The sequence below is a fragment of the Desulforegula conservatrix Mb1Pa genome, assembly GCF_000426225.1.
In the GTDB taxonomy this organism is placed as follows: domain Bacteria; phylum Desulfobacterota; class Desulfobacteria; order Desulfobacterales; family Desulforegulaceae; genus Desulforegula; species Desulforegula conservatrix.
Map to the genome: position 1 here is coordinate 85117 of NZ_AUEY01000008.1, position 11419 is coordinate 96535.

General features: G+C 41.2%; 14 protein-coding genes. 10 read left to right on the forward strand and 4 right to left on the reverse strand.

The genetic code is table 11. The annotated features are described in order from the left end of the window. Window positions 1–2: 2 nt before the first annotated feature. Window positions 3–563 carry a chalcone isomerase family protein gene (locus tag K245_RS0105420; RefSeq protein ID WP_027358486.1) on the reverse strand — a complete coding sequence of 187 codons (561 nt, stop codon included), beginning with the start codon at window positions 561–563 and terminating at the stop codon, window positions 3–5. 222 nt (window positions 564–785) lie between these two features. Between K245_RS0105420 and K245_RS0105425 the strand changes: the two genes are divergently transcribed. Next, window positions 786–1538 carry a tetratricopeptide repeat protein gene (locus tag K245_RS0105425; protein WP_027358487.1) on the forward strand — a complete coding sequence of 251 codons (753 nt, stop codon included), beginning with the start codon at window positions 786–788 and terminating at the stop codon, window positions 1536–1538. 206 nt (window positions 1539–1744) lie between these two features. Here K245_RS0105425 and K245_RS0105430 read toward each other — a convergent pair whose 3' ends face one another. After that, on the reverse strand, window positions 1745–2653 hold the full coding sequence (locus K245_RS0105430; RefSeq protein WP_027358488.1) for a dihydroorotate dehydrogenase: 909 nt from the start codon (window positions 2651–2653) through the stop codon (window positions 1745–1747). A 201-nt stretch (window positions 2654–2854) separates the two neighbouring features. Between K245_RS0105430 and K245_RS0105435 the strand changes: the two genes are divergently transcribed. The 8 genes from K245_RS0105435 to thyX all read left to right on the forward strand — a co-directional run bounded on the left by K245_RS0105435 (window position 2855) and on the right by thyX (window position 8375). Then, the gene (locus K245_RS0105435) at window positions 2855–3079 is read left to right on the forward strand and encodes a DUF6812 domain-containing protein (protein WP_027358489.1); all 225 of its coding nucleotides are present in this window, start codon (window positions 2855–2857) and stop codon (window positions 3077–3079) included. A gap of 94 nt (window positions 3080–3173) precedes the next feature. After that, complete coding sequence (locus K245_RS0105440; RefSeq protein WP_027358490.1) at window positions 3174–4460, forward strand: 3-isopropylmalate dehydratase large subunit; 1287 nt, start codon at window positions 3174–3176, stop codon at window positions 4458–4460. A 12-nt stretch (window positions 4461–4472) separates the two neighbouring features. Then, on the forward strand, window positions 4473–5012 hold the full coding sequence (locus K245_RS0105445) for a 3-isopropylmalate dehydratase small subunit (protein ID WP_027358491.1): 540 nt from the start codon (window positions 4473–4475) through the stop codon (window positions 5010–5012). Window positions 5013–5090: 78 nt separating this feature from the next. Continuing rightward, window positions 5091–5717, forward strand: coding sequence for an HAD family hydrolase (locus tag K245_RS23205; protein ID WP_035276531.1), 627 nt, complete (start codon window positions 5091–5093; stop codon window positions 5715–5717). Between the two features lies 1 nt (window position 5718). Next, window positions 5719–6567, forward strand: a complete 849-nt coding sequence (locus K245_RS0105455; RefSeq protein WP_027358492.1) for a rhodanese-like domain-containing protein — start codon at window positions 5719–5721, stop codon at window positions 6565–6567. Next, window positions 6564–6827 (forward strand): phosphoribosyl-ATP diphosphatase, encoded by a 264-nt coding sequence (locus K245_RS0105460; protein ID WP_027358493.1) that lies wholly within the window; start codon window positions 6564–6566, stop codon window positions 6825–6827. Before K245_RS0105455 ends, K245_RS0105460 begins: the two co-directional genes overlap by 4 nt. Window positions 6828–6845: 18 nt before the next feature. Then, complete coding sequence (hisG, locus tag K245_RS0105465) at window positions 6846–7694, forward strand: ATP phosphoribosyltransferase (protein ID WP_027358494.1); 849 nt, start codon at window positions 6846–6848, stop codon at window positions 7692–7694. A gap of 9 nt (window positions 7695–7703) precedes the next feature. Further along, window positions 7704–8375, forward strand: a complete 672-nt coding sequence (gene thyX / locus K245_RS0105470) for an FAD-dependent thymidylate synthase (RefSeq protein WP_027358495.1) — start codon at window positions 7704–7706, stop codon at window positions 8373–8375. Here thyX and K245_RS0105475 read toward each other — a convergent pair. Further along, on the reverse strand, window positions 8372–8980 hold the full coding sequence (locus tag K245_RS0105475) for a TetR/AcrR family transcriptional regulator (RefSeq protein WP_027358496.1): 609 nt from the start codon (window positions 8978–8980) through the stop codon (window positions 8372–8374). The genes thyX and K245_RS0105475 overlap by 4 nt on opposite strands. Before the next feature lie 89 nt (window positions 8981–9069). Continuing rightward, window positions 9070–9195 (reverse strand): hypothetical protein, encoded by a 126-nt coding sequence (locus tag K245_RS28465; protein ID WP_269545258.1) that lies wholly within the window; start codon window positions 9193–9195, stop codon window positions 9070–9072. A gap of 165 nt (window positions 9196–9360) precedes the next feature. On the opposite strand from K245_RS28465, the gene K245_RS0105485 reads away from it, so the two are divergent. Further along, on the forward strand, window positions 9361–11259 hold the full coding sequence (locus tag K245_RS0105485) for a class I adenylate cyclase (protein WP_027358498.1): 1899 nt from the start codon (window positions 9361–9363) through the stop codon (window positions 11257–11259). Window positions 11260–11419: the final 160 nt, after the last annotated feature.

Genomic DNA, 11419 nt, shown 5'->3' on the forward strand with positions numbered 1-11419 from the left:
ATTTATTTTCCAAGCATAGCGTCTTTAAGATCGCCGTCAGCTGGTTTGTCGCACAGCCAGATACCGAAAAGAGCCTTTTTGAAAGCTATTCCTGCAATTGTATTTACTTTTGCGCCATTTTTGTAAATTTCGACGCCGGTTCCAGGAACATAGATGAACTGCTGTTTGTCACCTTCTTTAATTTCTGTTTTGAAAACAGAAATGAATGTATCAATTTCTTTTTTAAGAGGGGCAATATTTCCGCCTGTTGAATTTTCAAAGCCTTCATTTATTGCGTTCATCATTTTTTCGCTGGTAATCATTCCTGAAACGATATGAAGAGTGATTGCCATTGGTGCATCTGCGTCAATTATTGCTTTTTCATCTTTTGCAGGCTTCTGTGTGTAGAGAGAACCAACATAAAGCTTCATACCTATTTTTGTTCTGAAGCCAGCGCCATTAAGCGCAAGATTTTCACTACCCGCCTTAAGAGTATCAGGCACGTCATAATCACCTACTTTTTTAGCCCATGCAACAGAAGATGTGAGTAATAGAACAAGCAATACAGACAGTAACTTTTTCATTTTTTTTGAGCTCCTTGGTTTTTGTTTTCGAAAAAAAACGGATTTCTCCGTTAGCTGGCTTGTGTATTTGCAATAAATATAGGGATTTGTTTTGATCTATTGAGATCTCGGCCGAGTAAAAAACTTGGGTAAACACTGTTTTTTATTGACTCGTTTGTTTCATAGAGTTAACTAAATTTAAAAATTCAGAAGAACCTATAATCCATAAAAGGAGCTGTTTCAATGAAAAAGATGTTTTTTTTCAGCCTTGGACTTATTATTACGCTTTTTACAAATGTCGGCTTCGCGGCCGATAGCCCCCTTTCCCAGGCAGAGGCACTAAGGGAAAAAGGCGGCATAGAAAACTTCACAGCTGCAATTAAATTCTACGAAGAAGCAGTGGCAGCAAATCCTTCGGATTACGAAGCAAATTGGAAGTGCGCGCGAATTTACAGGGATTACGGCAACTGGTACAAAGAAAATAAAAAAGGAGATTGGGAGAAAATATGCGCTGATTCAGGCAAAAAAGGGATGACATTTGCCGAGAAGGCCATTGCTGTAAATTCCAAGAGTCCTGAAGGGTTTTATTTTTATGGTGTTTGCGCCGGAATCTACTCTGATGGAGCAGGAATAATGACAGCGCTTAAAGAAGGCTTGAAGGACAAAATCCAGACAAATCTGGAAAAGGCTTATAATATAGATAAAAAATATGATGACGCAAGTACTCCGCTGGCCTTGGGTCGTTTTTGGGCAGTTGTTCCGTTCCCGTTTACAGACAAAGATAAAGCCATGAAATATTATGAAGAATATATGTCCACGACCAAACACACCGCCAAACATGATGATGAGAGAAATCTCTACGTTGCCGAACTGCTCATTGATAAAGGTGGGGACGCCAATCTGGCTAAAGCCAAAACTTTTATCGAAAAAGCTTCAAAATCCAGTAACTCATACTATAAAAGCGAAGCTGCGAGACTACAGAAAGAAATGAATTAATACTATCTGAATATATTTTCAGATTGATAAAGCAAAAAGAGGCCCTTTCGGGCCTCTTTTATATTGGGTTCTGTTCCCGTTAAGTGTGGAATATTTTATTTTTCCAATAACTAACAATTGTTTATTATAAAAAAGCGGCTTCCGGCGGGTCGCTTTTTTATAATAAGCTCCGCAAAAACTTTCAGGAAAGTAAAGGGAACATAGCCTTATATTTTTACGGTTCCCCTCAGTTCGTGCAAAGAAGTGATCTTGTTTTTTTTCATGTATTTCACAATTCCTTCGATTATTCTGAGGGGGGTCTTCGGATCCGGGAAATTTGCGGTGCCTATCTGAACTGCTGTTGCTCCCGCTATTATGAATTCTATGGCGTCTTCAGCGCATGTTATTCCACCAAGACCGATTACAGGGATAGATACGCTGTTTGCTGTCTGCCACACCATTCTTACTGCTACTGGCTTGATGGCTGGGCCCGAGAGTCCTCCTGTAATGTTTGCAAGCATGGGTTTTCTGGTTCTGATATCTATGGCCATTCCTGTGATGGTGTTTATCAGTGAAAGGGCATCAGCACCTGCTGCCTCTGCTGCTCTTGCAATAATCGTAATATCAGTTACGTTCGGGCTTAATTTTGCAATTAATGTCTTGGAAGTTTGTTTCCTTACTGCAGAAATAACTTCATGGGTAAGTTCCGGCACTGTACCAAATGCAACGCCGCCCTTACTGACATTTGGGCATGAAATATTTACTTCAATTCCTGATATCCCATCAAGCTTGTCTATTATCCCTGCAAGTTCGGCATATTCATCCGCTGTTTTGCCGTAAATATTTGTTATAACAGGTGTTTCAAGGGATTTAAGGTAAGGCAGCTTTTTACTTATGAAGGCTTTTATTCCCACATTTTCAAGGCCTATTGAGTTAAGCATCCCGCAAGGCGTTTCAGCTATTCTCGGTTCAGGATTTCCCTTGGACGGTTCAATTGAAATTCCTTTGACTACAATTGCGCCTAATGCATTGATATCAAGTGCTTCACCATATTCACGGGCATAGCCGTAAGTGCCTGAGGCTGAGATAACCGGATTTTTAAGATCAATGCTGCCGATTCTTATGTTGGTATTCATGTCAATTCCGATGCTTGTGCTTATTGTTTTTGATATTGAGACTTTCCAGTCTCAGTGTCGATTCTTTAAGACAATTTGACTATTTTAAAAATGAAAAAATATGTGTATATAATTTATAACTAAACTTAATTTGTATGGCATGTACTTTTTTTTCGTGGTATCCAGCATTATTTCTTTAAATTTTAACTCTGGAGCTAATCTATGGAATTCCAAGCTAGGTATGTTCGGGTTACCATAAAAATGATTGATGGATCCCTTCTCAACGGCAAAGTTAATTTGTCATCAAAGCAGAGAGTTTCAGATTTATTCACCAAGAGTTCAAATCCGTTCATAGTAGTTGTCGGAGCGCTGACAAAGCAGGCTGAAGACAAGATAATGTTTCTCAATAAGAATCATATTATCTGGGTGGAACCTGAGGATAGCTGATAATTGTAGGCAGCTATGCCGATTCAGGGCGCTTTGACTATGAATCTGTTGGAATTAAATGCCTCAAAGCAGGCCCTTTTGACGAGGAGATAAAATGGGTAAGACGATTGCCGAAAAGATATTTAAAGCCCATCTTGTAGATAATCCTTTTGGCGATACTCATGTCATAAAGCTTGACGCTGTTTTCTGTCATGAGATCACTACTCCTATTGCCATCACAGACCTTATGGCAAGGGGAAAGGACAGGGTTTTTGACCCTAAGAAGATCAAGGCTGTTATCGATCATGTAACTCCGGCCAAGGATTCCAAGACAGCTACCCAGGGCAAAATAGTCAGGGACTGGGCAAGAAGGCACGGTATCATTGATTTTTTTGACATCGGCAAAAATGGTGTCTGCCACGCTCTTTTTCCTGAGCAGGGTTTTGTACGGCCTGGTTATACGATCATAATGGGCGACTCGCATACATGCACGCATGGCGCTTTTGGTGCTTTTGCCGCAGGTGTCGGAACAACTGACCTTGAAGTCGGTATTCTTAAAGGCGTATGTGCGTTTAAAGCCCCTGAAACAATTAAAATAAACATAATTGGCGAGTTGAAGCCAGGTGTTTTTTCAAAGGATGTTATTCTTAATCTTATTGGAAAGATCGGCGTTAACGGAGCCACAAACAAGGTAATAGAGTTCACTGGCAATGTTGTCTATGAAATGAGCATGGAGTCAAGAATGACTCTGTGCAATATGGCAATAGAAGCTGGGGCCACATGTGGTATCTGCTATCCTGATATCATCACTGTTGATTATCTATGGCCGTTCATAAGCAAAGATTATGCTTCAAAAGAAGACGCGCTTGAGGATTACAGGAAGTGGATATCTGATCCTGACGCGACTTATGCTCAGGTGATGGATTTCGATGTTTCATATCTCGATCCTCAGGTTACATTCGGTTATAAGCCTGATAATGTTAAATCTGTAGGTGAAATGACAGATGTTCAAGTTGATCAGGTTTACATCGGCTCATGCACAAATGGTAGGCTGGAAGACCTTAGAATAGCTGCGGACGTACTTAAAGGGAAGAAGATCGCAGACACTGTCAGAGGGGTTGTTTCTCCTGCTACGCCTACTGTTTATTCCAATGCGCTCGAAGAAGGAATTATAAAAATTTTCATGGATGCTGGTTTTTGCGTTACAAACCCTACATGCGGAGCCTGTTTAGGCATGAGCAACGGCGTTCTTGCAGAAGGCGAAGTATGCGCTGCGACAACAAACCGCAATTTCAACGGAAGAATGGGTAGGGGCGGTATGGTTCACCTCATGAGTCCAGCCACTGCAGCGGCGACAGCAATTGCAGGTCATATTACAAATTCCAGTCTTTTTAATGGCTGATGGAGGTTTAGGATGAAAAACTTCAGCGGAAAAGTCCTTTTTCTGGACCGTTCTGATATAAATACCGATGAAATAATACCTGCCAAATATTTGACTGAAGTCACAAAGGAAGCGCTTAAGCCTTTTCTTTTTGATGACCTCAAGATGGACGGTTTTTCCGTAGATAAAATAAAAGGAAAACGCGTTGTCGTAACCAGAAATAATTTTGGCTGCGGCTCATCCAGAGAGCATGCGCCGTGGGCATTTGAAGTCAATGATATCAATCTTGTAATTGCAACAGGCTTTGCAAGAATTTTCAGGCAGAACATGTTTAACTGCGGAATGATGGCTGTTGAGCTTCCTGAAAGCGTAATCGATATGCTTTTTGATAAATATGCCGGCAAGGAAACTGTTGTGGAAACAGATTTTCAGGCAGGTAAATTTGTTTTCATAGCCGAGGGCGTTTCCGATGAAGTGTCTTTTTCTGATGAAATTCCTTTTGTAGTATCCGAATTTGACCGTGCCCTGGTGAATGCTGGCGGGTGGGTGGATTACGCCGATAAAAAATATTAAGATGACTTTAAGGGCTGCGGTTTTTCCGCAGCCTTTTTTACTGTTCCGGTGCCAAGCGTCGGAGAAAGTTTGTTTTAAATGCTCATAAAAGCGGCGGTTTTTGATTTTGGCGGTGTACTTGCCGAAGAAGGATTTAAGGCCGGAATCAACGAAATAGCAAAAAAAAACGGTCTTGATCCTGATTCTCTTAGGAAGACAGCGTTTGACGCTGTCTACGATACTGGTTTTGTTACCGGCAGGATTAATGATAGAAAATTCTGGAAGCTCTTCAGGCAGACAACCGGAATATCAGGAACAGATGCTGAACTGACAGAAACAGTTCTGTCACGCTTCACACTTCGTTCCTTCATGCTTGAAACTGTGAAAAGACTGAGGCAGGCTGGCGTAAAAACTTATATTCTGAGTGACCAGACTCACTGGATCGAGGATCTTAACCAGAGAAGCGGATTTTTTACTCTTTTTGACAATGTCTTTAATTCTTACAGGCTGGGCAGAACCAAGAAGGACTCGGAAACTTTTGATCTCATTATTAATTCTATAGGTTATGATCCTGAAGACATGATTTTCATTGATGATCATGCCGCGCATATCAGAAGGGCCCAAGAAAAATTCCTCCACACAATCTGGTACACTGAAAAGCATATGTTTTTTACAGCCATGAAAATTTTTTTCCCTGAACTGGATTTAAGTGATCTTGAGGTCTAAAATGGGACATAAGGGTATTGAAGAGATATGGCCGGAAGAATTCGAGTCGTATATCGATACGCACCAGGAATCAGAATATCTTTTAGTCGATGTCCGGCAGCCGGAAGAGTATGTTGACGAGCACATCCCCGGCGCAAAGCTTATTCCTCTCGGGAAAATTGATTCGAGGGTCAAAGAGCTTCCATTGGACAGAGATATCATATTTTACTGCGGCGCAGGGTCACGCTCAAGGATTGCGGCACTGATGGTTGCGGAGCAGCTTGAAACAGAAGCAAATCTTTACTCTATCAGCGGCGGAATTAGGGCCTGGGAAAGCCGTCTTGTCCATGATCTCCCAAAGATAGTTCATTTTGAGGGTTCAGGCACTGTTCAGGATCTTCTTTATAAAGCCATTGAGCTTGAGAAAGGTGCTTTTGTCTTCTATAATTCCCTTACTGAAAAATATTGTGATCACTTCTTTGTAAAGGATATTGAACCGCTTGCCAAGGCCGAAACAGCCCATGCAAGGCTTGTTCACGGATATCTGGAAAGATTTTCACCTGGCTTCAACCCAGATTTTGATGAAGTATTTAATAATCTAAAGGGCGATGTAATTGAAGGCGGACTTGAATTTAAAGATCTGATGAGAAAGTTTGATGCATTTACCGAGCGAGATCTTTGTCTGCATGTTATGGAAACAGCTCTTGATATTGAATTTTCAGCATACGATCTTTATAAGGTCATGGCAGATAAGGTTTCTGACAAGTCTGTTTCAGAAGTTTTTCTCTCCCTTGCCCAGGCCGAGAAAGGACATATGAAGGTTATTGCAAAAGCCATAGATAGATGCTCTTCAAAGGCAGGAGTAGAATGAAAACATTTGAACAGCTTTTTGCCGAGCTCAAAGAAAAGGCAGAGCGAAATGACCCCGAATCAGGAACTGTAAAGGCTCTGGCCAAAGGCAGGCACTTCATAGGGAAAAAGATTCTTGAAGAAGCGGGTGAAGTCTGGATTGCCGCAGAATATGAGGGTAATGAAAAAACAGCTGAGGAAATTTCCCAGCTTCTTTATCATGCCCAGGTTATGATGATTGCTTGCGGCCTTACACTTGAAGATGTTTATAAATATTTGTAATTTCAGGGATTTAAAATAATGCTTTATATAGCCTTGCCCAATAAGGGTTCCCTTTCCGAAGATGCTGTGCAGCTTGTAAAAGAAGCCGGATATAACTGCAGGCGTTACGGCAGGGAACTCGTTGTCAGGGATTCGGATAATGACATTGAATTTATTTTTTTAAGGCCGAGGGATATTGCCGTATACGTAAGCAACGGCGTTCTTGATCTTGGAATAACAGGCCGTGATCTTGCGCTTGACAGTGATGTTGAAGTTAGGGAACTGCTTTCACTTGGCTTCGGAAAATCGACTTTTTGCTATGCGCTTCCATCGGATCAGAACAAAACTCCGGATGACTTCAATGGTCTGAGGATTGCTACGTCTTATGTGAGTCTGACAAAAGCCGATCTTGCAAAGCGCGGCGTCAAAGCAAAGCTTGTCAAGCTTGACGGAGCTGTGGAAATATCAATAAAGCTTGGAGTCGCAGATGCAATAGCAGACGTGGTTCAGACTGGCAGAACCCTTGTGGAGGCCGGTCTTAAAATTACTGGCGAACCAATTCTTAAATCCGAAGCTGTTCTTGTATCAGGAAAACCTGAAATAGAAAATGATGAGAGGGTCAGACGGTTTATCGAGAGGCTCAAAGGCATAATTCTCGCGCGGGCATATATAATGGTAGAATATGATGTCGAGGAAAAAAATCTTCAGAATGCCTGTCGCCTGACTCCTGGAATTGAATCTCCTACTGTGGCACCTTTAAGCAAGAAAGGATGGGTTGCCGTGAAGGCAATGGCCAAGCGCAAGGAAGTGAATTTGATTATGGACAGACTGACTGATATAGGCGCCAGGGGCATAATAATAACTGATATCAGAACCTGCAGGATTTAGTGGGGTATCATGAGAGTAATTGATCCGAGCTTTGAAATACTGAATGCGCCGGATGCCAAGGCCATGCTGAGGCATATTGAGCTTGCGGCCAGAACCTGTTACAAATCAGAGGAAAAGATTAACGAAGGTTCTGCTGCAGATCTCATCAAACGGCTCATAAAAATGGGTCATCACAGTGTTCTTGAGCACTCAAGTTTAAGCGTACGGTTCATATGCGACCGGGGTGTATCCCATGAACTTGTCCGCCACAGGCTTTGTTCATTCAGCCAGGAAAGTACGAGATACTGTAATTATGCAGGAGAAAAATTCGGCAAGGAAATTACTTTTGTAAGGCCTGTTTTCTGGAAAAAAGGAAGCCTCATGTATAAAACATGGGAAGGCGCCATGAAAGAGGCCGAAAAAGCTTATCTTTATCTTTTGAATAATGGCGCGTCTCCCCAGGAGGCAAGAAGTGTTCTCCCAAACAGCCTGAAAACAGATATAGTGGTGACTGCCAATATCAGGCAGTGGCGGCTTGTATTCAATCAGAGATGCGCATCTGCGGCCCATCCCCAGATGAGGCAATCCATGCTTCCTGTGCTTGATGCCTTCAGCAAGCTATTCCCTGTTTTTTTTGAGGATATTTACAGTGATTTTCAGTCGGATATAGACAAGTTTACAGGGATGTCTTCCGAATCCTAATTGCTTTGAAGAGTGGCTATTCTTTGCAGGATCTGTTCCTCAAATCCTGCAAGCAGCTCACGAATCTGTTTCTCGGAGTAGTTTAAAACATCCGAGTAGATTTTGATACCTTCAAAGATACAGATGATTTCCCTGCTTATATCAAGGGATATTTTTTTTTCCATGCCTGTACTGATAAGAATATCAGCGACCACCGATACCCACTGACTAAACACATGCCTTAGTTTTTCCTTAACTTCTCCATTCCTGTGAGCTATTGACATGGCTTCATTGAACAGTATTGAAAGCTGTTTGTCTGAAGTGAACGTATGATATTTGTATCTGAATATTTCCCTTACAAGATCATCTTTAGGAAGGGACGCAAGGTCTTTTGATGAGATCCATTCTGCTGCTTTCAGCTTATATGTTTCAAGTATATGGTCTATGAAATTCATCAGGATATCTTCTTTGCTCTTGAAATAGTAATGAAGAACCCCGTGGTTTACACCTGCTTCTTTTGCAATTTCCTTTATCGATGTTTCAGGGAAGGATTTATATACTAGGCAATTGCCTAAGGCTTCCAATATCTGCGTTTTTCTTTCCTGTTGAACGCTTTTTCTGGGCATTATGAATTCCTGAATAATTAAATTAAGGCTGAAAGATGCACTGTTTTATGTTATTAAGTAAGAATGAATGAAAAAGATGATTATGCCTTCTATGAGATATTGCCGTCTTTGCCGGAGTTTTTGCTGCTTTGAGTTTTTAGCGCAAACAGAAGGCATTCGTGTCCAGTGTTCTTCAGCACCGTTGCAGATGGCATTTCCTTTGATTTGAATTTCATGGCTCTGCATCCGTGCGGGAAATTTGAATCCCATGTTACATGATAATGAATGCATTTTAGGCAGTTGATTCTGTGTTGCTTCATACCCGGTCCGTTTTTTTGTTTTATAGTGTCCATTCTCTGACTTATTTTAAAGTCTGGTGATTATGTTTGCAAGGTATTAAAATGTTTAATCCTGTAGTTACAAAAAATTCCAAGAGCTTCAGGGCTTATAATGATTACCGGAAGAGTGTGTTTTATGAAAACTCTCCCCGTGACAGTGAACGTATTTTGTACATTCTCCCCTGGCTCCTGAGTGTTAACGAACCTGAGTGTCCCGGATATATTGATGGTCTTAAAAGGGACTTCAGGGTTTTCGGCGTGGAAAATTGCGGCCAATACAAACATCAGCAGAAGAATGAGGATTTTTTTAAAAGAGCTTTCGGAATCAGGAAAAAAGGCTCGCTTCTTGTTTCAAAGGCTGATTCATGCATGATCCATGGTGTTTATACGATTGGCAGCGTTGGAACCATAAGCCAGACCCAGATTTCAGACTGCGATATCTGGATCTGCTATGACAGGTCAGAATTTGACCCTATAATGTGGAAACAGTTCAATCAGAAAATCAACCTTATCAAGGGATGGTTTGACAATTTTTCCAAGATTCAGGTCTTTCTTTTTTTATGTGAAATTAAGGATATCAGAAAAGGTGATTTCGGGAGTGTTGGTTCTGAAAGTTCAGGGAGTACTCAGCAGAATGTGCTTAAAGAGGAATTCTACAGAACCTCAATACTGATCTGCGGTAAAATTCCTTGCTGGTGGGTGGCGTATGAAGAATGGGGCAGAATGGATTATGACTCTTTTGCCCTTGAAACATCCCAAAGGCCTGTTGAAGAATGCGATTATATTGATCTCGGAAATCTTGAAAATGTTCCGCGGCATGAATTTTTCGGCGCAACTCTCTGGCAGCTGAATAAATCAATGGTCATGCCAATGAAATCCATCATAAAGATGGCCCTGCTCAAAATGCAGCTCGAAGTTGAACAGGACAATCTTGTTTGCCACAGATTCAGGCAGAGAGTGCTGTCAGGGGACTATGAGCTTGATCCCATGGCATTCACAATGGAAGAGATTTTCAAACACTATTCCAACAAAAGTTCTCCTTCGGATTTTGAGTTCCTGAAAGAATGCTTTTATCTGAAATGCGAACTGAACCCCTTTGATAAGAAAAAAAGTAAAAAGAATAAGTCCGCCTATGAACTCTTCAAACAGTTTCAGCTTTCAAAAGAAACACAGATACGTTTGTCCAAGTTTAAAGACTGGATTGTGACTGCCCAGATTAATCTGGGAAAGCGTCTTTTTGTTCATCTTCTAAAAAGTTACGATGAGATTAAAAAAAACCATGAGGGAGTTGCAAGTAAGGCCGCATTAGAAGATTTAACAATTCTTGGAAGAAAAATTACGTGTGGGTATCAGCCCAAAAAAGACAAGATAAATGTTCTCCTGAAGCCTTCCAGTGAACTTAATCTTGGAGGAATTATATTCGTAAACAGAAACGATGCCTGGTATCTTTATGCTGGGACAGATAAGAAAAACGTTCTTTTTTCTTCTTCTGACATTACATCTGCCATTGCTTTTGTCGTCTGGAATGATTTTTTTTCACCTGTGGCCACAAAAATGGAGCCTAATCCGACAAGCGTTACTCTTCAGGAAATCATCAACCTTGCCACAAAAATGCGCAATTTTCTCGGTACCTGTGATGTCTTTGAGACTGACCCCCAGAATTACCTCACAAATAATTACATCGAAAAGGCCATGGTTATAATCAATTTTGAGACCCATCATCTTGAAAGAGAGATAAGTGACATAGGCGTTATATGCAAAAACAGCTGGGGAGAGATTTTTGCAAACAGATTTCATTCTCTGGATGAATTCAGGGAATTCATTGGCAATATGAATAATGGCGGGAGACTTGTTGATTTTACATATTATCTGAAAAGAAACTGCATCGATTATGAAAAGGTGCTTGGAAGGGTCAAATCCATAGTCATGACATCTTATAGGGATGATTTTTTTGGATCGTGACAGATAAAAGGTTAAGATTCAGACCAAGTTCGGATTCCCTGGATGATGCCCAGGCCATTTGTTTTTTGTGGCTCTGCCTGATTTTCAGTTAAGAAGTGCCTTTTATGGTTAATTTGCCATCAAAAAAGGGTGATGCGTAGGTCGGATTAGGACGCCCTTT

Excerpts from the sequence above, each read along its gene's own strand:
- K245_RS0105420 (WP_027358486.1), bottom strand. The coding sequence starts at position 563 with ATGAAAAAGTTACTGTCTGTATTGCTTGTTCTATTACTCACATCTTCT.
- K245_RS0105425 (WP_027358487.1), top strand. The coding sequence starts at position 786 with ATGAAAAAGATGTTTTTTTTCAGCCTTGGACTTATTATTACGCTTTTT.
- K245_RS0105430 (WP_027358488.1), bottom strand. The coding sequence starts at position 2,653 with ATGAATACCAACATAAGAATCGGCAGCATTGATCTTAAAAATCCGGTT.
- K245_RS0105435 (WP_027358489.1), top strand. The coding sequence starts at position 2,855 with ATGGAATTCCAAGCTAGGTATGTTCGGGTTACCATAAAAATGATTGAT.
- K245_RS0105440 (WP_027358490.1), top strand. The coding sequence starts at position 3,174 with ATGGGTAAGACGATTGCCGAAAAGATATTTAAAGCCCATCTTGTAGAT.
- K245_RS0105445 (WP_027358491.1), top strand. The coding sequence starts at position 4,473 with ATGAAAAACTTCAGCGGAAAAGTCCTTTTTCTGGACCGTTCTGATATA.
- K245_RS23205 (WP_035276531.1), top strand. The coding sequence starts at position 5,091 with ATGCTCATAAAAGCGGCGGTTTTTGATTTTGGCGGTGTACTTGCCGAA.
- K245_RS0105455 (WP_027358492.1), top strand. The coding sequence starts at position 5,719 with ATGGGACATAAGGGTATTGAAGAGATATGGCCGGAAGAATTCGAGTCG.
- K245_RS0105460 (WP_027358493.1), top strand. The coding sequence starts at position 6,564 with ATGAAAACATTTGAACAGCTTTTTGCCGAGCTCAAAGAAAAGGCAGAG.
- hisG (WP_027358494.1), top strand. The coding sequence starts at position 6,846 with ATGCTTTATATAGCCTTGCCCAATAAGGGTTCCCTTTCCGAAGATGCT.
- thyX (WP_027358495.1), top strand. The coding sequence starts at position 7,704 with ATGAGAGTAATTGATCCGAGCTTTGAAATACTGAATGCGCCGGATGCC.
- K245_RS0105475 (WP_027358496.1), bottom strand. The coding sequence starts at position 8,980 with ATGCCCAGAAAAAGCGTTCAACAGGAAAGAAAAACGCAGATATTGGAA.
- K245_RS28465 (WP_269545258.1), bottom strand. The coding sequence starts at position 9,195 with ATGAAATTCAAATCAAAGGAAATGCCATCTGCAACGGTGCTGAAGAAC.
- K245_RS0105485 (WP_027358498.1), top strand. The coding sequence starts at position 9,361 with ATGTTTAATCCTGTAGTTACAAAAAATTCCAAGAGCTTCAGGGCTTAT.